Source organism: Sphingomonas sp. PL-96 (assembly GCF_020707215.1).
Taxonomy (GTDB): domain Bacteria; phylum Pseudomonadota; class Alphaproteobacteria; order Sphingomonadales; family Sphingomonadaceae; genus Sphingomonas.
Genome location: NZ_JAJFET010000003.1, coordinates 74,576 through 97,036 on the forward strand (window position 1 = coordinate 74,576; position 22,461 = coordinate 97,036).

The 22,461-nt window shown below is 65.9% G+C and carries 15 protein-coding genes; 6 read left to right on the plus strand and 9 right to left on the minus strand.

The window, feature by feature from the left end; all coding sequences use genetic code 11:
* The first annotated feature begins 183 nt into the window (after positions 1-183).
* Together LK533_RS07825 and LK533_RS07830 are read left to right on the plus strand one after the other, a co-directional pair.
* Positions 184-2,949: a PAS domain S-box protein gene (locus LK533_RS07825; protein WP_229362235.1), complete on the plus strand. Its 2,766-nt coding sequence runs from the start codon at positions 184-186 to the stop codon at positions 2,947-2,949.
* Positions 2,950-2,951: 2 nt separating this feature from the next.
* Entirely contained in the window at positions 2,952-3,335 is a 384-nt protein-coding gene (locus LK533_RS07830; protein WP_229362236.1) for a hypothetical protein, read from the plus strand.
* On the opposite strand, the gene LK533_RS07835 is transcribed toward LK533_RS07830, so the two are convergent.
* Positions 3,323-4,099 carry a Crp/Fnr family transcriptional regulator gene (locus tag LK533_RS07835; RefSeq protein ID WP_229362237.1) on the minus strand — a complete coding sequence of 259 codons (777 nt, stop codon included), beginning with the start codon at positions 4,097-4,099 and terminating at the stop codon, positions 3,323-3,325. The genes LK533_RS07830 and LK533_RS07835 overlap by 13 nt on opposite strands.
* A gap of 252 nt (positions 4,100-4,351) precedes the next feature.
* Between LK533_RS07835 and LK533_RS07840 the strand changes: the two genes are divergently transcribed.
* Together LK533_RS07840 and LK533_RS07845 are read left to right on the plus strand one after the other, a co-directional pair.
* On the plus strand, positions 4,352-4,636 hold the full coding sequence (locus LK533_RS07840) for a hypothetical protein (RefSeq protein WP_229362238.1): 285 nt from the start codon (positions 4,352-4,354) through the stop codon (positions 4,634-4,636).
* A 290-nt stretch (positions 4,637-4,926) separates the two neighbouring features.
* Entirely contained in the window at positions 4,927-6,024 is a 1,098-nt protein-coding gene (locus LK533_RS07845; protein ID WP_229362239.1) for a Gfo/Idh/MocA family protein, read from the plus strand.
* A gap of 64 nt (positions 6,025-6,088) precedes the next feature.
* Here the strand turns inward: LK533_RS07845 and LK533_RS07850 are convergent, their stop codons facing one another.
* Positions 6,089-6,490 (minus strand): hypothetical protein, encoded by a 402-nt coding sequence (locus LK533_RS07850; RefSeq protein ID WP_229362240.1) that lies wholly within the window; start codon positions 6,488-6,490, stop codon positions 6,089-6,091.
* Positions 6,491-6,879: 389 nt separating this feature from the next.
* Here LK533_RS07850 and LK533_RS07855 point away from each other — a divergent pair, with 389 nt between their 5' ends.
* Both LK533_RS07855 and LK533_RS07860 read left to right on the plus strand, forming a co-directional pair.
* Positions 6,880-7,845, plus strand: a complete 966-nt coding sequence (locus LK533_RS07855; protein WP_229362241.1) for a methyltransferase — start codon at positions 6,880-6,882, stop codon at positions 7,843-7,845.
* A gap of 10 nt (positions 7,846-7,855) precedes the next feature.
* Positions 7,856-9,088, plus strand: coding sequence for a dicarboxylate/amino acid:cation symporter (locus tag LK533_RS07860; protein ID WP_229362242.1), 1,233 nt, complete (start codon positions 7,856-7,858; stop codon positions 9,086-9,088).
* 328 nt (positions 9,089-9,416) lie between these two features.
* Here the strand turns inward: LK533_RS07860 and LK533_RS07865 are convergent, their stop codons facing one another.
* From LK533_RS07865 to LK533_RS07895, 7 genes are all read right to left on the minus strand, one after another.
* Positions 9,417-10,331, minus strand: a complete 915-nt coding sequence (locus tag LK533_RS07865) for a ferritin-like domain-containing protein (RefSeq protein WP_229362243.1) — start codon at positions 10,329-10,331, stop codon at positions 9,417-9,419.
* Positions 10,332-10,593: 262 nt separating this feature from the next.
* Entirely contained in the window at positions 10,594-11,763 is a 1,170-nt protein-coding gene (locus LK533_RS07870) for a hypothetical protein (RefSeq protein WP_229362244.1), read from the minus strand.
* A gap of 77 nt (positions 11,764-11,840) precedes the next feature.
* Entirely contained in the window at positions 11,841-17,027 is a 5,187-nt protein-coding gene (locus LK533_RS07875; RefSeq protein ID WP_229362245.1) for an autotransporter domain-containing protein, read from the minus strand.
* Positions 17,028-17,224: 197 nt separating this feature from the next.
* Entirely contained in the window at positions 17,225-17,989 is a 765-nt protein-coding gene (locus LK533_RS07880) for a Crp/Fnr family transcriptional regulator (RefSeq protein ID WP_229362246.1), read from the minus strand.
* 15 nt (positions 17,990-18,004) lie between these two features.
* Positions 18,005-20,200: a GumC family protein gene (locus LK533_RS07885; protein ID WP_229362247.1), complete on the minus strand. Its 2,196-nt coding sequence runs from the start codon at positions 20,198-20,200 to the stop codon at positions 18,005-18,007.
* Positions 20,201-20,217: 17 nt separating this feature from the next.
* Positions 20,218-21,552: an outer membrane beta-barrel protein gene (locus LK533_RS07890; RefSeq protein WP_229362248.1), complete on the minus strand. Its 1,335-nt coding sequence runs from the start codon at positions 21,550-21,552 to the stop codon at positions 20,218-20,220.
* On the minus strand, positions 21,549-22,130 hold the full coding sequence (locus tag LK533_RS07895; RefSeq protein ID WP_229362249.1) for a polysaccharide biosynthesis/export family protein: 582 nt from the start codon (positions 22,128-22,130) through the stop codon (positions 21,549-21,551). The genes LK533_RS07890 and LK533_RS07895 overlap by 4 nt, the downstream gene beginning before the upstream one ends.
* Positions 22,131-22,461 lie beyond the last annotated feature (331 nt).

Genomic DNA, 22,461 nt, shown 5'->3' on the forward strand with positions numbered 1-22,461 from the left:
GGTCGTGCCTATCAGCGGCGGATCGGCAGGAAGGCCAGGATCTCTGGTGATTGAAGGTGTTCCAGTTGCTGCGTTTCGACGGAGCCGGGTCGCTCATGTCCGTTCCCTTTCGGAACCTCAATTAAGTCGAGCCTCGATGGGATCACCCGTGTGCCGCAACGCCGCCTCGTGCGTTGATCGGGCATGGACCTGCGCCAGGAGAATAGCGAACTGAAGCGCAGACTCGCTGCAGCGGAGGGCCTGCTGCGCGAGAATGCCGAGCTTCACGCCTCCATACGGGAGAGCGAAGCGCGGCATCGCCTGCTTGTCGACGTCTGGGCGCAGGCCGTGTGGGAAACCGATGCCGCCGGCGTCGTAGTGACCGACAGCCCAAGCTGGCGGACCTACACCGGCCAGACTCGGGAGGAGTGGCTCGGCTATGGCTGGCTGGACGCGATTCATCCCGACGATCGAGCCTATGCCGAGCAGCAATGGCGGGGAGCGATCGCGGCACGCAAGCCCGTGGACGCCGAGTTCCGCCTCCGTGCCCCGGGCGGCGGGTGGCGCTGGACCAATGTTCGCGCTGCGCCCTTGCTCGATGCGGACGGAAGCATCGAGAAGTGGCTCGGCCTGAACATCGACATCGATGACCGCAAGCAGGCCGAGGCGGCACTGCGCGAAAGTGAAGAGCGGTATCGCGCCCTGTTCGAGTCTATGGATGAGGCCTATGCTGTGGTCGAAGTTCTGAAAGACGATCACGGCCGCTGGGAGGACTTTCGGTTCCTTGAGGTCAACCGCGCCTTCGTGGAACACACCACCATGCCCTGGCCGGTCGGCAAGACGGCGACGGAACTGCTCGGTTCCCCGAACCCGCGTTGGACAGAACTCTATGGCCAAGCACTGGACAGCGGCGAACCGCTGCGGGTGGAGGAACCCGAGGCCACGCTCGGCTTGATCTTCGACCTCAATATCTTTCCCCTGGACCGCGAGCAGAACCGCGTTGCCGTCCTGTTCACCAACATCACCTCACGCAAGAAGGTCGAAGCGGCTCTTCGGGAGAGCGAGGAGCAGTTCCGCACGCTGGCCGACACCGCTCCCGCGCTCATCTGGCGCAATGATGCGAAGGGCGAAAACCTGTTCATCAATCGCCAGTTTCTGGAGCTCACTGGAAGGTCGGCGGAGGATATCCGCAGCGCCGGCTGGCATACGCTGATCCATCCCGACGACGCGCCGGCTTATATCGCCGATTATCTCGCGGGCGTCGGAGCCGAGCGGGCGTGGCAAAACTCCAGCCGCCTCCAGCGCCACGATGGCGCATGGCGTTCGTTCGAAAACCACGCGCAGCCGGTGTTGGACGCCGAAGGTGCCTATGCCGGGCACGTCGGTGTGTCCGTCGACGTGACGGACCGGGTGGAAGCCGAGCGGGCACTGCGAGCGTTGCAGGAGCGGCAGGCCTTTTTGCTGGAACTCAGTGACGCGCTGCGGCTCACCCGGGACGCGGGCGACGTCCAGGCGACAACGACGCGGCTGGTGGTAGAGCACCTCGTCGCCGACCGCGCCATGTATGCCGAAGTCGAGGGCGAGCACGGCGCAGAGGCAGGAACGATACGGGCGCAATGCATCCGCCAGTCGGCTGCCGGCCAGCCGCTGATCGGCAGGTTTCCGGACCATTTCACCTTCAGCGGGTTCGGCGCGCACACGATGGCCGCCCGTTATCGGGGCGAGCCGCTCGTCGTAACGGATGTGACAAGCGATCCGGCCTTTGGGGCGGCGGAGCGCGCCGCGTGGTGCGAGGCCGGTGTCCGCGCTGCCATCATCGCCCCCCTCTCCAAGCGGGGGCGGCTGGTCGCAGAGTTCGGCGTGCACTGCGTCCATGCGCGAAACTGGACGGATGAGGAGGTGACGCTCATCCAGGAGATTGCCGAACGTACCTGGGCCGCTGCCGAGCGCGCGCGGGCCGAGGCGGCACTGGCGGCGAGCGAGCAGTTCTTGCGGGCGTTGCTCGAAGGCGTATCGCAACTCGTCTGGCGTGCGGTGGACGGCGGCAACTGGACCTGGGCAAGCCCGCAATGGACGAACTATACGGGTCAGGCGGCGCCGGAGAGCCACGGTCGTGGATGGCTCCATGCAGTCCATCCCGACGATCGCGATGCGGCCATGGCGGTCTGGGCCGGGGCGCTTGAGCGCGGCGAGTTTCATGCCAACTATCGCATCCGCCATGCCCGCGAGGGGCGATATCGCTGGTTCCAGACTCGTGCGACCCCGGTCCGCAACAGCGCCGGCGCCATCGTCGAGTGGCTCGGCACGTCGACCGACGTCGATGACCTGCGCCGGTTGCAAGAGCGTCAGCAGGTCCTGCTCGCCGAGCTCCAGCATCGTGTCCGCAATATCCTCGCGGTCACCCATGCGATGATCAACCGATCCAACGACGGCGAGCGACCGACGGAGGAGTATGTTCAGCACCTCCAGGGCCGCATATCGGCTTTGGCGCGCACCCAGGTGTTGTTGACCCGGTCGGCGGGAACGGCGGTCGATCTGGAAATGCTCATCCGCGACGAGCTTCTCGCGCAAGCAGTGGATGAAGATCAGATCAGCCTGCAAGGTGTCGAGATCGCCATCTCACCGAAAAGCGCCGAGGTGCTGACGCTCGCGATCCATGAGCTCGCCACCAACGCGACGAAGTACGGCGCCTTCTCGCGGCGAACCGGCCGGCTGGAGGTGCGCTGGCGGTCGGAAACGCGCGGCGCACAGGACTGGCTGGTGATCGACTGGCGTGAGCGCGGCGTGCCGATCATCGACGCAGTGCCGCGCCGCCAGGGGTTTGGCTCTGAACTTATCTCCCGCCGCATCCCGTATGAGCTGAAGGGGCATGGCAGCTTCAGCCTCAAACCGGGGGGCCTGGAAAGCCGGATCGAGTTCCCGCTGGTTGCAGGCGAGAGCATTCTCCAGACGGACGCAGGAGGCCGATGACGATGAGCACCAGCAAGAGCAGCTTGGTCGGGGCGCGCATCCTCGTGCTTGAGGATGATTACTATCTCGCGTCGGACCTGCAGAACGCGCTGGAGGCGGCGGGTGCCGAAGTCGTCGGGCCCTTCTGCGATGCGGCCGGTGTCACGGACGCGCTGGCTGTCGACGCGCCCGATTGCGCGCTGGTCGACCTGAACCTCGGGCAGGGCATGTCTTTCGAAGTGCCGCGAGAGCTGGCCCGCCGCGGGATACCGTTCGCATTCGTGACCGGTTATGATCGAACCGCGCTGCCCGCAGAATTCGCTGCCACGGTGCGCATCGAAAAGCCCATCACCGCGCATCACGCCGCCAGGGTCGCCGAACAGCTTCTGGCGGTTCAGCGGACCTGACGGACATTCGCCATCCCATGTCGTTCGGGGGCGAAGGGAAGGTGCAGATAGCCGGGATCGAACTCGGCGACCGAGGTCAGGCCAGCCCAGTCGAGGATGGTGGCGCTTCCGCGTATCATCTGGATCAGGCCTTCTTCGCGCAAGGTCTTGATGGAGCGGTTCACGTGCACCGAGGTGAGCCCGAGCGCCTCGCCGAGTTGGTCCTGCGTGATCGCCAGGGGGAAGCTGCCGTTCGCCAGCGCGCCGATCTGGGCGTAGCGCACCGCCATTTCGCAGAGCAGGTGTGCGATGCGTCCGCGCGCGTTGCGCCGGCCGACGTTCACCAGCCACTGCGCCACGATCGCGCCATCAACCACACAGTCTCGCCAGAATGCGGATGAGAGGCCGCGGTGTTCGAAGGCGAGTTCGCGCAAGATCCGATGCGGCACCTTGATGATGGTCACGTTGGTCAGCGCCTGCAACGGCGACGGCGCCCTCGGGAGCATGAGCGAGTAGAGGTCGACCATGTCGCCAGGCACGTGCAGGCTGACGATCTGGCGGCTGCCGTCCTCCAACTGCGCGAAACGGGCAACAAGGCCGTCCACGACGAGGCAGGCATCCTCAAGCTCATCGCCCAAGCGGACGAAATCGTGATGCGCCACCACCTTTTGCGGCTGGCCGCTGAGGGAAAGAACAGCCTCCCGCTCGGAAGCGCTGATCTGCGAGCGCACTTCCAGGCGGAGGAGAAACAATCTCAGCGCAGCTTGCCTTGGCCCAATCTCCATGACTCACCCTTCATCGCCAACATACATCAGCTTGACCGGTCCCGGACGGGCGTACCCTTAACTATGTTGGGTTTTGGCGCGATGATCCAAGATAGAGGCTGGCGGAGCCGCTGGTTCAGGGGTGGTGCGTTTCGCGACCGACCGCCCCGGATTGCACCGACGGCTTTGGGCCAATGATCAAGGGGTGGGACGTTCGTCTCCTTGCCATCCCGTTGAGGATAGGCATTAACTTCAACGAGCGGCGGAGTCGGGATGCAAGATCCTATGGCGGAAGCGGACGGAGCCTATCGCAACCTGTTGAGCGGTGGCGAAATGCGCTCCCGTATCGCCGCGTTTGACTGGTCGCAGACGCCACTTGGTTGCGCGTCCGATTGGCCGTCGAGCCTCAAGTCCGCCGTCGAGATCATGCTGACCTCGCGCTACCCGATGCTGGTGTGGTGGGGCCCCGAACTCATCCAGTTCTACAATGATGCCTATGTACCGGTGCTCGGCCGGCGACACCCCGCCTATCTCCCATCGTGGAGCGCTGATGAATAGACAAGTTTCGGGGGCTGCGTCTGCTGCCGGCAGCCGCTCAGCGCTGGAACCGCCAGTCCTGGAACCTTGCACTGCGCCGCCATGGCCTGTGCGACGATCGTCGTCCTATTCGAGAAACGCAGTCGGGGAGGGGTAGGCCAGCCCCTGTGCGCCTTCGTCTACAAGGACCATGGCGCTCCCTGCGCTCCAGCGAATGCGGACCGTATCATCTTCGATAGTGTTGCCTGGACGACGATGATAGCCTCCGGGCTTGCAGCGCCTGGACGCTGACGCGGTTATCAGGAGAGGTCATGCGCGAGACGGACCGTCGCACGATCATGGCCGGCATCGGCGCCGGTCTTGTCGTAGCTGCAGCGAGCGGCGCCTGCGCCGCCCCGCGGGACCGCAAGATCGGCTACGCGATCGTGGGGCTGGGCGGCTATGCCGAGCTGATCATGTCGAAGTTCGCCGAATGCGAGCACGCCCGCCTGACCGCACTGGTCAGCGGCACGCCGGAAAAGCTCGAGCGATTCGGCGCTCGCTACCAGATCCCGCCGACGCATCGGTACAGCTACGCAACGTTCGACCGCATCCGCGACAATCCGGATGTCGACGTGGTCTACGTCATCCTGCCGAATTCGATGCACGCCGAATACACGGTGCGGGCGGCACGAGCGGGCAAGCACGTGATGTGCGAAAAGCCGATGGCGGTTTCGGCCGCTGAGTGCCGGACGATGATCGATGCATGTCGCGCAGCCGGACGCAAGCTGATGATCGGCTATCGCTCGCGGTTCGAGCCGCATAATCGGCTTGCGATCCAGCTGGCGCGCGAGGGGTTCGTCGGCCCGACGCGGATCGTCACCTCCGAACACGGCTTCAACGCCCAACCCAATCAGTGGCGCCTCGATCGCGCCCTGTCGGGCGGCGGTTCGCTGATGGACATCGGCATCTACAGTCTGAATGCCGTGCGCTACCTGACAGGCGAAGAGCCGGTCGCCGTCAGCGCGATCGAATCCACCGACCGCTCCGACCCGCGCTTCCGCACGGTGGAAGACCGCATCACCTTCCTGCTGCGCTTCCCGTCGGGGATCGAGGCGACCTGCGTGTCGAGCTATAGCTCCAATCACAACGCATATCGCGTGATCGGCACGAAGGGCCGGATCGAGCTGGAGCCGGCCACCGGATATGATGGCCACAAGATGTTCGTGAACCGCGACGGCCGCACGGAGCCGCGAGCGGTGGCGGCGGGCAAGGGACAGCATGCGGGCCAGCTCGATCATCTCGCCGAATGCATTCTCGACGACACGCAGCCGCTGGTGCCAGGCGAGGAAGGGCTGGCGGACCTGCGGGTGATTGAAGCCATCTACCGTTCCGCGCGGGAGGGACGCCGCGTGCAGCTCGACGCCTGACCATCGACCGGGTGTTGATGGCGATGCCCGGTGATCGCCGGGTCGGCGATTGCGGCGTCCAGGACTATGCTTCGGGCAGCTCCGCTTCGGCCGCGCGCAGATAGACGACGTTCTGTACTGGGCGAGCATCGCGCTCTTCGCCGACCAGGATTGCGCTCGCCCAGTCGGCGACCTGGTAGGCGGCGAACGGCTTTGCGAGCACGTCCCCCGACACGTGGGACGCGGCGTCCGCGACGCTAGGCAGAAGCAGCAGGACATGCACGCCGTCACTGCGCATCGCGTCGAGCAACTCCGGGGCTGCGATTGCCATGTCCTGCGCCACCGCAGCCGCGCGCACCTTCGGCTCTCGCGCCAGGGCCGATCGCGCCTGCTCCGCATCCCCGAACGGCCCCACCACCTGCAATCCACGCGCCTGCAGCGTCGTGGCGACATATCCCGCCTCGAACATGTCGGCGTCCAAGACCATCACTGCGCCGTTGCATGGGGTCATCATCTTCTCACGATCCGGTGCTCAGCCAGTGCTCTTCGGGGAGGAGCATCTGCCGGCAGGATGCCGACGGGCGAGGGTGTCGACTTCAAATGGTCCGGCAGCTGGTCGCGCTACTCCTCGTCGCAGCGTGACCGACCTGTTTCAGGACAGCAGGGCTAGCGCGCGAACCGGCTATTCGCCTTGATCTGTGTAGGCGCAGACCTGCTGAATGGTTGATTCAAGTTAAGATCAGCGGAAATTCTTCGTGATCGCGCGAGACTATTCTGCGGGCTTCGGCAGCGATCATCGCCATCAATTCGGGAACTGCCTGGAACGGCTTCCGAAACGAGCGGTTGAGCGTTGATTGCCGACAAGAGGGGGCCACCATGTCATTCACCACTTCCCGCGATGGCGAGGCGTCGGCGTTCGACCGTGCGGCTTTGCTGAGCCTGCTGCGGCTGCTGGAAGCGCAGGGCTATCGCTTCGTCACGCCGACGCCGGGCACGCACACGCGCATCGTGGCCCGGCCGGGCCGACAGCAGGCACGTGCCCTGCGCGACGTGCTGGGCTGGAGCCTGCCGTTCACCCCGGAAATGATCGCGCCCGACGTGCTCGACCTGCTGCGCGCCGCCGGCGCGCTCGAAGAGCAGGACGGCATGCTCAAGGCACGCGTCCGGGTGTCATCCGTGCTCGGCACGCTGTTCCTGCATTCGGCGTTCCCGACCCTGGCCGCCGACTCCGTCTTCCTGGGACCCGACAGCTACCGCTTCGCCGACTTCATCGTCGCGCGCATGGCTGCACTCGCCCCGGGCGGTCGCATCCTGGATTACGGCGCGGGGGCAGGTGTCGGCGGCATCTCCGCGGCACGCCAGCAGTCGGGCAGCGTGCTGACGTTGGCGGACATCAACCCCAAGGCACTGTTCCTGTCCTCCATCAACGCCGAGTTCGCCGGGCTTGAGCATCGGACGGTCGAGGCGACAGCCCCTGGCGACGTTCCCGACGCCTATGACCTCATCGTCACCCATCCGCCCTTCATGATGGACGATCAGGATCGCGCCTATCGCCACGGCGGGGATCTCTACGGCGCGCGGCTGTCGCTCGACTGGGTGATCGCCGGCGCGCGCAAGCTGGTGCCGGGCGGACAGCTCATCCTGCATACCGGCGTGTCGATCGTCGATGGCCGCGATGTGCTGCTGGACGAGCTTACCCGGGCGTTCCGGGGCAGTGAGTGGCGCTTCGTCTACCACGAACTGGATCCCGACATCTTCAGCGAGGACCTGGATCAGCCGGCCTATGCAGATGTCGAACGGATTGCCGCAGTCGGGCTGGTCGTGACGCGCGACGCCGGTTGAGCGCGCGCGCGTGGCGCTGAACACCCCCTCGGTCCGGATCCTGCTGGGGCTGGTCACTGGCCTAGTGGCAGGCAGCGTGCTTGCCGGCACGGGGGTCGGCGGCACTGTCGGGGCGATCGCTCAGCCCGTCGGCAAGCTGTGGCTGGACGCGCTGACCATGACGGTGGTGCCGCTCGTCTTTTCGCTGCTGGTCACCGGGGTCATGGGTGCGGCGGTCCACGCGTCCGGTGCCCAGGTGGCCGGGCGTGCACTGCTGTGGTTTGCCGTGCTGCTGCTCGCCGCCTGTTTCGTCAGCATCGGCGTGACCACGGCCATCCTCGAGTTCTGGCCGCTGCCGCCTGCTGCTGCCGCGCTGGCAAGCGTTGGCGGTCCAGCGCCGGCGGCGCCATCTTCCACCGACTGGCTGTCCAACATCATCCCCACCAACCCGATCAAGTCGGCGGCGGAAACGGCAATGGTGCCCGTGGTGCTATTCGCCCTGGTGTTCGGCCTCGCCGCCAGCCGGATCGAGGCCGAGCCGCGAATGGCGGTCAGCCGCTTGATGCAGGGCATCGCCGACACGATGCTGGTGATCGTCCAGTGGGTGCTGTGGATCGCACCGCTCGGCGTGCTGGCGCTTGCCTTCGGCGTCGGGCAGCGGCTGGGCAGCGGCGCAGCAGGCGTGCTGGCGCAGTATGTGGTGGTGGTGATCCTCGCCTGCCTGGCCGCCGTGGTGCTCGCCTATGGGTGTGTGGCGGTGCTGGGCCGGATTCATCCGCTGGCCTTTGCGCGCGCGGTGCTGCCGGCCCAGATCATCGCGGTGAGCACCCAATCGTCGCTCGCCTCGCTGCCCGCGATGGTGAAGGCGGCGCCCGCCTTGGGCGTGGAGCGCGCGCCGGCAGGCATTGTCCTGCCGCTCGCGGTGTCGCTGTTCCGCATGGCAAGTGCCGCGGCAAATGTGGCGGTCGCCCTGTATCTCGCGCAGGTTCATGGCGTCCACATCGCACCTGCGACGCTGGCAATCGGGGCGGTGATCGCAGCCCTGATCAGCGTGGCGGCCGTCGGACTGCCGGCCCAGGTTTCGTTCTTCGCGATCATCGCGCCGGTATGCCTGGCGATGGGCGTGCCGGTGGTCCTGCTGCCCTTGCTGCTGGCGATCGAGACGGTCCCGGACGTATTCCGTACCCTTGGCAACGTGACCGGCGGCCTGGCCGTCGCTCGCCTCGCCGGCCGGGCACATGGCGACGTGCAGGATCAAGTCTGAATCCGCCGTTTTCGTTTCTCGCCATCGGCGCTGCTGTACCAGCGACGATGTTCAGTCCCGGCATCTGGTGGATCGGATCGACGATGGAGCGGTCTCGCTCTGAGGATCCGGATCCTGGCGACGTATTCGCAGGGTGTGAGGCCACCGAGCAGGGCGGCCCCTAAACCTGCGCTTCCGCCAATCCCTCGGCGGGAGCGCCGGCGCCTCGAGCGTGATGCTGAACCCGTCCAGTCGGACGAGGTGGTCCGATGCTATCGGGAGCTTGGCATTCGGCTCAGACGCCGAACCCGTGACAGCGGCGACGACCTGCCCGACCTGAAGGCTCGGACTATGCGACTAGGTCAGTCCCGTTGATGCCTTGGGGAAGCAGGCCGCCACTGGTAGCGGAGGGATTGAGAGACAGCAGCCGAAGCATCTCGTCCGTGTTTCGAACCAACGCGATCGGGTAACCGTTGCCGTCGGGAACGTCCGCAACGGGCTGATCGCCGCTCTGCGAGACCTGCAGCGCCGAGTCACCGGTCTGAAGTGCGGCCAGGACAGCGAACACTGCGGACACGGTATCGGCAAGCGCCGGGGTTTCCTCCGCGCGGGTCGCCAGCAGTGCCCGGATTACGCCGTCGCGATAGATCGAGTCACCCATCGCCTTGGTCAGCATCCCCTCGGCGTCCGCAGCGACGCCCTCGGTCAGCATGGCACGATAGCCTGCAGCCACACCGTGCTCGATGACCAGCGCGCCCAGCAGGAAGCTGGTCTCGTCCGCGAATGGATCGAAGCCGCTGCCCAATCCAGCCGCTTCACCGACACGGCCAAAGGCGCTGCTGGAGAGGTCCACCGTCGGCTGAGCTCCCGCGGCGGTACCAAGCGCCTGGCGAATTGCGGTAATCGAGGCGATCTGGTCTGCGGCGAACTCGCCAGCATATTGCCCGATCAGCGGATTGGCGAAGGCCACGCTGCGCCCTCCACTGACGCTTCCCTGGGTGCCGGTGCCCCCCTGAAGCGCGGCGGGCAGGGGGCTCCCGCTCGCGGCGCCATAGAATTGCGCCCCCACATACTGGATCGCCAACACGAAGTTCATCCAGGAGTCCGCGGACGTGATCTTGGTCGAGGACGGCGGGGTGGATGCCGCCAACCCTTCTACATCAGGGGCGACAACCACCGTCCCTTCGGAGGAGCCGCCGCCGCAACCGGCCAGAAGGGAGGATCCGAGAAACACCGCAAGGATGCCGCCGCCGGAACGGAGCACGTCGCGGCGACCAAGCGCAAAAACTGCTTTTTCCATGTGCCGCCGCTACCGAGATTCTGTTAACACACAGTAAAACAACGACTTTCTGTCAGAGGCCTCGACGCGGCCGCAACGGGCGAAAACCGCGACCGGCCGGCCGAGATCGTGGCCAAAGCGAGAAAAGGGGCCTGCTCCGCTGCTGGTCGGCAGCAGCGGAGCCATCCTCGGGTAAAAGCTGAACGGGCATGAGCGTCGCTGCTCTCCCCGGCCATCGGCGTTCAGATCAAGCGCCGGTGATACCCAGCGACCGGATCCCGGTGTCGACGCCGGTGTTGGACGCCTGGATCACACCCAAGCGCGCACCCGTCGCCGAGCGTACAATCACGTCGATCCGGTAGTTGCCACACTGTTCAAGCTGGATCATGTTGCCGGCTGCGCTTCCGGGGATTGTCTCCCAAAGCTCGCCCGTCAGGGTCAATCCCCGACAGCGGATCGCACGCAGGAATTGCCCGCGCCGACGCCCCCGCAGCTTCATGTTGAGCAGCTGCACGTTGCTCACGTCCGTCAAGAACGCGCAGGGTCCGTCCTGGGTGGTTTTCTCGCCAAACGTCAGGTCCGCGTCGCGGATCACCACGTCGTCGATGACGCAGCCTTGTGCGACCCCCTTGTTCTCCATGATCAGCGGACAGCCCGTCGGGCCTGAAAGGATCGCCCCCTTGATGTTCGAGAGCCGGATGTTGCGGATCGTCGCCTTGCCGGTGGTCGCGTTGACGTGAAACTTGATGCAGGAATAGGCGGCGCTGTTGAGCGTCAGGCCCGACAGGGTGATCCGCTCCATCAGCGCATTCATCGACTCGCCGTTCTCATGGGTGAAGGACAGGGCGTCGTCGCCGCTTGAGATGACGATGTTCGATCCCGACACGCGCTGGCACGCGCCAAAGAAGTGCAGCCCGTCGGCGCCGGCCACGTTCGCGCCGGCGTTGAGCACGAGGCCGGTCAGCACGCCCCCGGTGGCATCCTTCACTTCCATGCCGAACCCGGTAAGCGGGCCGTCGGTGCGGGCGCCGGTGACGACGAAGCCGTCCACCTTCACGATCCCCAATCCCTTGCGGGTAGCCCCATTCGGCGCCGTAGCCGCGCCGACGAACGACCCGCCCTTGCCGATGATGGTGACGTTGTGCAGTCGGGCGCTCGAGCGGTTCGTCAGGCAATAGAGCGTGCCGACCAGCGGCCCGTGATCGTTATACAGGTCGCCAACCATGTTGATGATGGCGTTGCTGCCGTATCCAAGGCCGGTGCTGGTCAGCCGATTGCCGCCCGCAGGCACAGACCAGGCTCGCCGGGCGGCGATGGCACTGTCGAGATCGGCCTGCAAGGCGGCCGTCATGTCCATCGCCCCAAGTGCGCTTACCATCGGAATCAACCTCCAACCCGTCCCGCCGCCGATCGCCATGACCGGCAAAAAACGGCTTCCCACTGGCGGGGAGGGGTTAAGGTATTGTAACCGTGGGGCAAAATTTTGACCTCCCGCTAGAAGTTGAGCTTTGCGCCCACCGACCCTCCCGTCGAATGGCCTACCACGCCCTGTCCGCCGTCGAGCGCGAACCGGTGGGTTCCCTCGCCAAACAGCGCGAGTTGCGGAGTCGCCGCCCAGGTCAGCCCGCCACCCGCTTCTCCCCAGAACGAGGAGGTGCGCGTCTCGACAGCAGTGATCGCGGCTGAGGTGACAAAGATCGTCCGGTCGGACGATGCGAAGCCCTTCCACAGGTTCGCGCGCAGGTAAGGCTGAACGCTTCCCCGTCCGACGACATAGTCGCCCCGCACGCGCAGTCCGAGCCGCCCGGTCAGATACGTGTCGTTGTCATAGACCACGTCGGCGGCCGGAATGGCGACACGATCGAGCGAAACGCCCTGGGCGATCAGCTGCACCTGCGGCTCGATCGACCAGCTTGAGAGGAACGGCATGGAATAGCCGATCTCGGCTGAAGCGAGGGCGCCCGTGCCGTCGATGCCGACATGGGTATTGTTCACGGACCCGGCATGGCCGCCATACCAGCTGTGCTGCACGACGGTATCGACGTAGAAACGTGCGGTGGAATAGGTCCAATAGGCGCCGGCATACACGGTGTCGGGGTGGAGATCGCCCACGTACAGGTCCCGTGTTCCGCTCGCAGAGCCGCGGACGCGCGCCTTGCCGTCGGCATAGCCGCCATAGACGCCGATGTCGTGGCGCCCACGGGCGTCGCCGAACTGGAAAAGGTCGATACCCAGCTGGAAGCCATGGGTGCGACCGTCGACCACCGGGCTGACCGTGCCCGACTGACGATAGTGGTGGTCGTCTAGCAGAAGCCGCCCCCAGAGCCGTCCCGGTACTGTGAACCCGGACGCGCCCTCGCGGCTGCCGACCCGATCTCCCATTCGGCGATGATAGGTGCTCAGCATGTCGAGATCGCCCTGCCGCAGCCAGCCCGAAAGGGCAGCCAGCAAAGGCGCTTCGACGCGGTAGGTAGGATCGTCGACGCTCGTGGCCTGGGTGCGCAGATACCATCCCTCGCCAGTGCCCGCGATGTCGGAGGCGTAGAGCCGGTACTCGAACGCGCCGACATTGATCTCGCCGCCGGCCAGCACGAAAGCGTCTTTGGTGGTGGTCGCAGTGGTGGTGCCGCCGTTGATGCCTTCGATGATCTGGATGCCGTCGCCGGTCGTCGCCGCACCCAATCCGTCCAGGTTGGTGATTGCGATCACGGTGCGGCCGCTCGCCGCGCCGCCGTCGATCACCAGCCGGTCCGAGGGCGAGCCGTCGGGTCCGAGCACCGTGTCGAGCGCCAGCGTGCCGCTTTGCCCGACATAGTCGCCACGGATCACCAGCCGGTCGGTCGCACCGGACGCCCCATTCGTCAGGTCGATCCGGCCCGCATTCACCACGGTCGCCTTGCTGCCGTTGCCTGCGATCACCGTGTTGGTCCCTCCGCCGGCCAGGAAAGTGGAAGCGGCGTCGATCGTTAGCGTGCCACCGGCCAGCATCACGTCACCGTCCGAGGTAAGCGTCGATGCGACCAGGTGGATGGCATTCCACCCGGTCAGGCGCCGCGTCCCCGCCGTCGTACTTTGCTCAAAGGTCAGAACGTCGTTGCCGCCGCCGACGCCGCCGCCCGCGATGCTGGTCGTTCCGGAAAGATTGGCCTCGGTGATGCCGCGGAAGGTAACGCTGTCGTCGCCCTCGCCGGTTGCGAGAGATCCGGTCAACGTGCCTGCCGTCATGAGGACGGTGTCCGCGCCCCTGCCGAGCACGACCGCCCCAGAGATCTCGCCGCCCGAGACCGTAACCGCCTGGCCGTTGTCGCCCCCCGTGATCGCGATCGCGCCGGGGGAGGCGGCGGCGATCGTACCGCTGGTGGTGAATGACTGCGTTCCGCCGGTCAGGTCGATCACGGGCGCGCTCGCAATCGAGCGAAACGTCCCCGTGTTGGTGACGGACGCTGCCGGGCCGGCGACCAGCGCGGATCCTCCTGCGGCGCTCGTCACGGACACGGTACCCGTCAGCGTGGCATTGCCACCGGTCGCCAGCCGCACACCGGTGGCGCCGGTGCCGCTGGCAGTGATTGCAAAGCCCGCGCCCAGCGTCAGGTCGCCCGTCGTTGCCGCACCGTCCGCGGCGGCGAAGGTGAAGCCGGTGCTGTCCGTCCCGGCCGCGGTGATGGTCGCGGTGCTTGCGGGATCGAGCGTCACCGCCGTGCGGATGCCGGAGCCGGAGCCGGTCACTGCGATTGCGGTGCCGTTCAACCGGATCGCCCCGCTGTTCGCGGCGTTTTCGAGTCCGTTCCCGCTGCCGCTCGTCGTCAGGGTGCCGTCGGCCAGCAAGACGCTGCCGCTGCCGATGTCCACCAACACGGCATGCGCCGTGCCGCCGGCGGTGAAGGAACCGCTCGTTTCCACGGCCGCGCCGTTGGTGACGCGCAGCGCCGCCACGCCATCATTCACGATGACGGCGGACATGCTGGATCCGACCAGTGTGGAGCCGACGCCATCCAGCAGAATGCCGGTGCCATCGGCAACCGTGATGCTCCCCTGGTTGGACAGGCGTCCGCCCGACACGGCCACGCCGATCCCACTGCCGGCGAGCGCCACGCTCCCCATGTGGGTGGCGGCCGTTGCCGTTCCGGCGATACGGATGCCGATGTTGTCGGTCCCGCTGAATGCAATGGTGCCGCTGTGCTGGAGCTGCCCGCCGTTCCGCACGACATAACCGGTAAGCGTGTCGTGATCCGCGGCGAGCGCGGCGCTGCTGACAAGCGCGGTGGTTGCGACCGGCGCCCCCGCGGCGGTGCCGTCCAGCCCAAAGGCCTGACCGTCGATGACCGCGGCCGTCGTCGTGTCGCCCGCAAGGGTAATCGCACTGCTGCCGTCCAGCACCCCCGTGGCGCCGCCTTCGATCCGGATGCCGGCAGAACCGCTGCCGGAAACGACGATTGCCGCGCCCGCCCCGTCGAAGGTGACCCGTTCGGACGCGCCTGAGGCGACGACGCCATAGGCGCTGGCGCCCGAGACGATCATGCGCAGTCCGCTGCCGGTGGCGTTGGCGCCGCCTTCGATCCGGAGACCCGTCGATCCCCGGGTGTCGACGTCGGTAACGCCCGCCGTCACGATGGTGGATCCGGCTCCAAGCGCATAATAGCCGATCTGGTCGGCGTTCGTGAAATCGAGGGTTCCGGTGTCGCTTTCGATCACCGTCGCGCCGTTGCGGGCATGGATGCCGATCGCACCCTGACCGCGCAGCACGACCTCGCCATTGTTGACCGCACTCGAACCGGCATTGTCGACGAAGATGCCATAGTTCCGCAGCCGGTCACCCGAGAGGCTGCCGTCCACGTCGATCAGCCCGTCGTTGATGCCGCGTGCCGCGCCTCCGTCGACGCCATTGCGGACCAGCAGGCCGATGCTGTTCGTGCCGTTCACGATGATCGCCCCGTCCACGGCATTGATGGCGTGAACCTGATCCATCTCGTTGCTGCCGAGGACGGAGATGCCGACGTTCTGCGCGCTCACCCCATCCAGCTGGCTCGAACCCAGCACGATGGTGCCGGAGTTCACCGCCCGGTTGCCGTCTCCGCCGACGAGCATGCCCCTGGCGTTCTGCGCGAGCCCGCCGATGCTGATGAGGCCGTCGTTGAGGATCGTTCCGCCGCCACCCATGGACACCATGCCCGAGGCTTGGTTGACCGATTGGACGTCGACGAGGCTGTCCAGGTCGCTGCGGTTGCCGGCGAAGCTGGACCCGATGCGGATCACGCCTGCCGCTGCGTTGGTCGCCGTGCCGCCGTCGAACACGCCCATGCCGACCGCGCCATCGAACCGGTCGCGGGTGTTGGCAACCGCGCTGTCACCGCCCCCGATCAGGATGGTCCCCCCATTGATAGCTTGCGCGCCGCTGCTGACGACCACGCCCATGTTGCCCTTGCCCAGCCGCGGTTCCTCATCGTGCCCGGTGATGTCGCGGTTCGAGACGTTGACGATGCCGAGGTTGTTGACCACCGCGCCATTCGTCGCGCGGATGGCGACGGTGTTGAAGGTGGCGCCGTCATAGTCGGTATACCCCGTAGGAAGCGGCCTGCCGCTTGATCGGTCGAGGGTCTCGTACCCGACGCCGATCACGCCCGTAGCCGCGTTGGTGAGGGCGCTGCCTTCGTCCGTCACGCGAATGCCGACCCCAGTGCCGCCCTGGACGATGGTGCCGTTGTTGACGACGGTCGAGCCGTTGCGCGCCAGGATCAGGGTGGAGCCGCCGTCGCTGTTTCCGTCAGCGACGAACACGCCGACCAGCTGCGAGTCCTCGGTCGTCGTCATGGCGGAGCCGTGCAGCGCGATGAACAGCGGGTCACTGGTGGTCGCAGGCGCGGAATAGGTCGGGATCTGCGGCGTGCGAACGACGACGGGCTCGTTCGTGGTCGTGACGGCGGCCTGGATACGCTGCTCATACGTCTCCGGCGTGATCTGGCCGGAGGTGAGCTCCGCGATCAGGCTGTCGTTGTAGCGCTTCAGGCTGGCAAGGTCGGTGACCCGGTCGCCGGCGCCGAACTCCACGCCTGAATAGCGCGTCACCCGGCCCGACAGTGTGGTGGTGGCATCCTGCGCGAGTCCGTCCTGATCGTCGCCGTGCATCGTCGCAGTGATGGAGTCGTAGACGATGACGCTGTTGCCGGTGACATTGTACAGCGTTGAGCCGCTGTCGGCGGTCAGGAGCGCGAAATTGGCGGAGTCGAAGATGCTTCTGCCCTTGTCACCCGTGGCGATGGTGACGGTCGATTGGCTGATGTTCGCAAGCCGCAGGTCGCCATAAACCGGCCCACCGGTATCCACGTAGGTGACGGTGGGCGCGCTTCCGCTCGCTACTTCCGTCAGAAGGTCGTTATCGTACACGAGCGAGGCTTGCCGCGTCCCTTGAACCATGTCGGGATAGGTCACGGCCTGCGTTTTCCGCTCAGGCGTGAGCTCCAGAACGCTTTGTCCCTCTAGCGCCTCGTACCCTGAGAGGATCTCGCCCTGCTGTTCGCGCTCCGCGAGGCTGCGCGTGTCGTATTCAAAGCGCCGAGCGCTGGTGCCTTGAAGAACATAGTCACCCTCGATCGTCGTCGTGCGCTGAAAGATATCGATGACGCCAAGTTCTTCCGAGTTGACGCCGCTTCCGTTGTCGGCAGCAGGCGAGTATTCAGGCTTCAACGGGTCCGCCTGCGCCGGCGATAGGGTGGTCAGAGCGATCGCGAGCGCTGACGTATTCAAGGCGAGTCTGACAAGACGATTGTCCGAGACCATGTATCCACCCCAAATCCAGTTGTAGTTGTTGGCGGTGGTATCTCGTGTATTCGGTGTTGTGGACGCATCAATTGATGGGCTTTTGCGAGGTCTGCAAATAACTGTCAGTTCGGCCGGGACGGATCGGCACGGTCGGCCAGCAACGACAGCCTTGCAAAGTCATGGATCGCAACGATGCCGCAGCGGATCTCGACCAGTTTTTCTCTGCGAAGCTGCGAGATCACGCGGTTGACGTGTACCAGGCTGAGCCCAAGCAGGTCGCTCAGCTTCTCCTGGGTGAGCGGCATCGGAAACGTGCCCTCATGGGTGAAGCCGATGAAGGACGACCTTTGGTAAAATTCCAGAAGCGACCCGGCGACGCGCTGTATGGCGGTGTGACAGCCGAGGCGGACCACCAGATCGAGCAGTCGCGCCTCTTCGATCAGGTCCATCTTGTTCAGCGCCGCGACCAGATTCGGGTAGTTCTGCGGTGTGGCGGCGAGCGCGTCGAACAGCTTGGCCACGCTTACCGTGCGTACGGGCGTCAACGCCACCGCCGGGCTGGTGGTAAGGGGGCGCGCCTCCCCGCGGTCGCCGATCAGGTCCCCTGGCAGCAGAATGCCGAGCATCTGGCGGCGGCCGTCGGCGGTGATCCGCGGCCGGCAGGCCCAGCCTGAGGTAATAAGGCGGGGATGGGGACTGCCGTCGCTTTTCGGACAGATCGCAGTTCCCGGCTCATGGCGCCTCGGCTTGCTATCAAGCGATGCCACGAGCTCGACTTCGTCCGGATTAAGCGTCTTCAGTGCATAGAGGCGCCGCAACAGGAGTTCGGTGCCGATAGCGCGCGTTGCGATCCCGGTGGGGATGCGCTGCATGCGTGCGTCCGTCATGCCACACCGCCCCGATCAGTTGCTGTAGTAGCTGCTGTACGACCCCATGAACTGCGCCGGATCGCCGTAGCCGGATCGCGCCAGTGCCTGGAGGTCTACACGGGTGAGGGCAACGCCGGTCATCGACACGCCAAGTGCCTCCAGCATGTGCGACGCCATCTCAACGGCTGCATCGGGCGTCTTGCGCCACCGGACCAGCAGCACAGTCGCGTCCGCTTTCTTGGCGACGAGCCTGCCGTCGACCACCGGCAAAACCGGGCTTGCGTCGAGCACCACAACATCGAACCGCGCCTTCAACTGCTCCAGCAGTCGGTCGAAGCTGCCGTCGTTCAGCGACGCCGTGCTCGCCTTTCCGGTCCGCAGCATCGGGAGGATTGCGGCGTTGCTTCCTTCGTCGTGGATCAGCGCTTCGTCGAGCAAGACCTCTCCGTCGAGGACATGCTGCAACCCCGCTGCCGGGCGCAGGCCGAGCGCATCGGCCACGCTTGGCCGCCGCATGTCGGCATCAACCAGCACCACCTTCGAGCCGCTGAGCGCCAGCATGCGGGCGAGGCCGATCGCGGCCGTCGTCTTGCCCTCGTTCGGGAGCGCGGAAGTCAGAGCGATCGAGCGGACGTTGCCCTTTCCCGCGGCCTGCAGGACGGAGGCGGCCAGGCTGCGGAACCCTTCCGCATAGGCCGAGTCTCGATGTTCGAGCAGTGCGCTTACGGGATCGCTTCCGTTGGTGTTGCGCACGGACGAGCGCAGCGTTGGAAGCCCCGCCAGATACGGCAGCTGCAGGCGCCCCTCCACATCCTCAAGCGTCCGGATGCCGCGGTCGGTGCCCTGGCGCAGGAATACCGCGCCGATCCCGGCGGCGATCGCCATCAGCGCGCCGACCAGGAGGTTGATCGGCACGTTGGGGGAGGAGGGGCGCAGCGGTACCACCGCCAGGCTTGCGATCCGCGCATCGGCCTGGGTCGTCGCGGCCTGGGCGTTCACCTCGTTCACCCGCGACAGCAGTTGCGCATAGTTCGCGTGCGCCGTGTCGGACCGGAGCTGAAGGCTGCCAAGCTGGACCGAGGCGACGTTGTTGTTCGCCACTGCTGACCGTGCGGCGCCCGCACTGGCGAGCATCGAGCTGGTACGCCGGCTGGCCACCTCCCGCTGCGCCTCCAGGTTGGAGACGGTGCGGTTGATCTCGCCCTGGATCTGTGCGTCGATCTCGTTGACCTGGCGCTGCGCGGCGGCGAGTGGCGGGTACTTCGAGCCGAACTGGCCCGACAGTTCGGCCACCTGCGCGCTGGCTTGCGCGCGCTGGCTTCGCAACTGCTGGATGACCGGAGACGTCAGTGCTTCGCCCAGATCTTCGCCGTTCGATCCGCCGGCCAGCTGGCGCCGTGCCGTCTGGAGACGGGCAGTGGCCTCCGCTTCGCTGGCGCGTGCCTGGGCGACCTGCGCGTCCAGGTTCGACAACTGCTGTTCGGCAATGGTCGACCCCTGCACACTCATCAGATTGTGAGAAACTTTGTAGCGACCGAGTGCGTCGTCTGCCTCCCCGACCTCCTTGCGCGCCCGGGCGAGCTGCCCCTGCAGCAGCGCACCCGCCGCGTTGGTGCTCTGTCGTTTGACCGCGACCGAGCCGGCGACGAACGCGCGCGCGAAGGTGTCGACCACCTGCGCGGCGAGTTGCCGGTCGCTGTGGGTGAAATCGAGCGCAAGCGCGAAGGTCTGTGCGGTACGATGGACGTCCAGCCCCTGCGACAGCCGCTCGATCGCGGCCCGGCGCCGCGCTGCAAGGCCGGGCATCTGGGCGGGCTCGCCGGCTCCGAAGGGCAGCCGGTCACGCAGCGTCGGTTCGCGGATCAGGCGGCCAAAGCCTTCGGGTTGATCCAGTTTGAGCCGTTCGACCACTTCTGCAGCAAGCGCCGGGCTCTTCAGCAATTCCACCTGAGTATCGACGCTCGAGTCCGCGGCCGGATCGCTCAGCGCAGTGGTGCGGTCCGAACCGATTTCTGCCGGCCGGGGCGCGACCACCAGCGTGGCGGTGGCGGTGTACTGGGGAACCTGAAGAAAGGTGAGTGCCGCCGCCACCAGCATCACGGCACCTGCAACAAGAGCAAACAGCCCCAGATGGCGCCGATACGTCTTGATGAGGTCGTTCAGTCCCGCGCGGCGGTGCTCGACAGGTGGCGGCGCAACGCTATCGTATCGCATCAGGGCGGTAGCCATGGCTGGGTTCCTCGCGGTCAATACTGGAGGGTGAGGGTGGCGGTAAGCCGGTGATCGTCGAAGTCCTGGACGCCGGCGCTGCAGTTGCAGTGACGCGCGAGATAGCGGTAGCCGACCCGAGCATTCCAATGGCCGCGCGACAGGTAGATCACGGAAGCCTCGGCAAAGGGCAGCTTGTCGCGGCGGTCCTGCCCACGGTAGCTGTCGTGGAAATAGCCGCCTTCCAGGCTGGCGATGATGTAGCGGCGCAACTCGTAATCGCCGCGGACTGATCCGCCGCGGTGCAGTACCCCGGTGGTACCGGGCACGCCGCTGTCCAGCACGTTGCTCTCGCCCCGGGCGGTGATCGTCAGCAGCTGCGACGGGAAGTAGGTGAGGGTGCCGAGCAGTCCCAGCCCCGAAATGGCGCGCACGCCGGGCAGGTCGAAATTCTGCCGGATATATCCGACGCGGACGTCGCCGTGCATCAGGTTGGTGATGTCGAAGTTCGACCCGACATACGCGCCGAAGCCGGAGGAATCCCGTACCAGCCCCCCCGCCAGCCGGCGCTGGTAGTCGACCTTGTTGACTGTTCCGGCGGCGTAGACGGACACGGTGCGGCTGACCGCCCGCTCGACCCGCAACAAGCCGTCGAGCCGGGAACGATCCCGGTCTCGGGTGAAGAGGGTGCCGCCGAGCCGGTCCGGGGTGTCCCGGAAGCGCAGCCGGTTCGCCTGTGCGCGGAAGATGACGCGGGTACTGGCGCCCTCGATGGTCCCGCCGACGTAGCTGGTCAGGGCGGTATATTCGAGCGGTTTGGCTGCATTGGCGGGCGAGTCCGCCGCGAAGCGCGGCAGAACCAGGGAGCCGAAGCTTGCGCCGGCGCTCAGGCTGCTGAGCGGGCCGATCATCACTGCGCCGTCCGCCCCGACCAGCCCTTCTTCTGTATTCTCGCTGCTGTTGTCCGCGTAGCGACGGAAATCGCCGCGAACGTAGCTGGACAGGCGGTAGGGGCCCTGGCTGGTTCGAAGCGTCGCCTCTGGCCGCACCACCAGTGCCAGATCGCTGCGTCGACGATCGTTGTTTGCGAACACGTTGCTGGTGGCGATGCTGCCGATGGCGACGCCCGGGAAAAGCTCGAAGTTGCCGAGCTTCGACCCCTTTGCTGTGAAAGCAGGCAGCATGCGGTCCGCGACGGGCACCTGGTTGCCGCGATTGAAGGCCGACTCCGCCGTTGTGATCGGTACCTCCGGGGGGACGAGCACCGTTTCCGGATCGTGGAGCAGCTGCGCGGCGGCCGGGGAAACGAAGAAGCCGAGCGGCAGCGCGACGCAGCGGAGCAGTCGCCCGCGCGACGCGAGCGAACGGCTCAAAACCAGCGCTCCCGCACTTCGATCGTGTCGCCCGGCGCTACCGGTGTCGACGGGGTAAGCGCATAGGCCGTCGCTGACGTCTCGCCAGCGTGCTTGATCGTGATTTCCTTGGTTTTGGCCCGGTACGTATAGCCACCCGCCTTCGCGACGGCGGACTGGACAGTGAGCCCGTCGGCAAAGGCGTACTCGCCGGGTTTGTTGACCTCGCCCAGGATGTAATAGGGCCGCGTGGTCAGGACCTCCACCGAGACCCTGGGCTCGTTGACGTACCCGTCCGCCAGCTTGCGCGCGATCAGGTCCTGCAATTGCGTCGAGGTAAGTCCCTTTGCTGCAACTTCCCCAATCAGGGGAAGAGCAATGTAGCCAGAGCCGCCGATCGTGAACTCTCCGCCGAGCTGCGGTGCGCCAAAGACGCCAACGCGCAACTTGTCACCGCCGGACAGTGGATACCGATACGTCGGCAGATATGGCGCCTCGCCAGAAGCACTCAGCCTCTCCGGAACGGCGCCGTTGTTCGAGGAGCACCCCGCCAGGGCAAGGAAAGGCAACATCAACGCGTACGGCTTTTTTAGCAGCATAGTCGTAGTGCTCCCTTTGAGATATCGAACAAAGGCAGGGTGTAAGAAGTGAGAAGTCGCGAAGCTTCCCTGATAGCTTGACCTGAAGCGGCGCTATTATCCCTGAGCAAAGGTACTACCGTGCCGTGACTGGTCGCGTGAAACTCGTCTACTCGGCTCGCGCGTTAACCATCTGATACTGTGTTTCCCGCGAATCGACTGCGGGGTTGTTCCGTCCCGGTTACTAAGAGGCAACAAAGCATGCGGAAATCATGTAAAATGACGTAGTTCGACCGTTTCTGGTACGACGGACTGCGCGCTCGTTTAGCTTTTGATTAACTTTCGGCGCGCC

Bases quoted from the DNA above. Each gene is read 5' to 3' on its own strand.
- LK533_RS07885 (WP_229362247.1), bottom strand. From the start codon at position 20,200: ATGGCTACCGCCCTGATGCGATACGATAGCGTTGCGCCGCCACCTGTC.
- LK533_RS07840 (WP_229362238.1), top strand. From the start codon at position 4,352: ATGCAAGATCCTATGGCGGAAGCGGACGGAGCCTATCGCAACCTGTTG.
- LK533_RS07850 (WP_229362240.1), bottom strand. From the start codon at position 6,490: ATGGTCTTGGACGCCGACATGTTCGAGGCGGGATATGTCGCCACGACG.
- LK533_RS07825 (WP_229362235.1), top strand. From the start codon at position 184: ATGGACCTGCGCCAGGAGAATAGCGAACTGAAGCGCAGACTCGCTGCA.
- LK533_RS07835 (WP_229362237.1), bottom strand. From the start codon at position 4,099: ATGGAGATTGGGCCAAGGCAAGCTGCGCTGAGATTGTTTCTCCTCCGC.
- LK533_RS07895 (WP_229362249.1), bottom strand. From the start codon at position 22,130: ATGCTGCTAAAAAAGCCGTACGCGTTGATGTTGCCTTTCCTTGCCCTG.
- LK533_RS07830 (WP_229362236.1), top strand. From the start codon at position 2,952: ATGAGCACCAGCAAGAGCAGCTTGGTCGGGGCGCGCATCCTCGTGCTT.
- LK533_RS07870 (WP_229362244.1), bottom strand. From the start codon at position 11,763: ATGGCGATCGGCGGCGGGACGGGTTGGAGGTTGATTCCGATGGTAAGC.
- LK533_RS07880 (WP_229362246.1), bottom strand. From the start codon at position 17,989: ATGACGGACGCACGCATGCAGCGCATCCCCACCGGGATCGCAACGCGC.
- LK533_RS07845 (WP_229362239.1), top strand. From the start codon at position 4,927: ATGCGCGAGACGGACCGTCGCACGATCATGGCCGGCATCGGCGCCGGT.
- LK533_RS07855 (WP_229362241.1), top strand. From the start codon at position 6,880: ATGTCATTCACCACTTCCCGCGATGGCGAGGCGTCGGCGTTCGACCGT.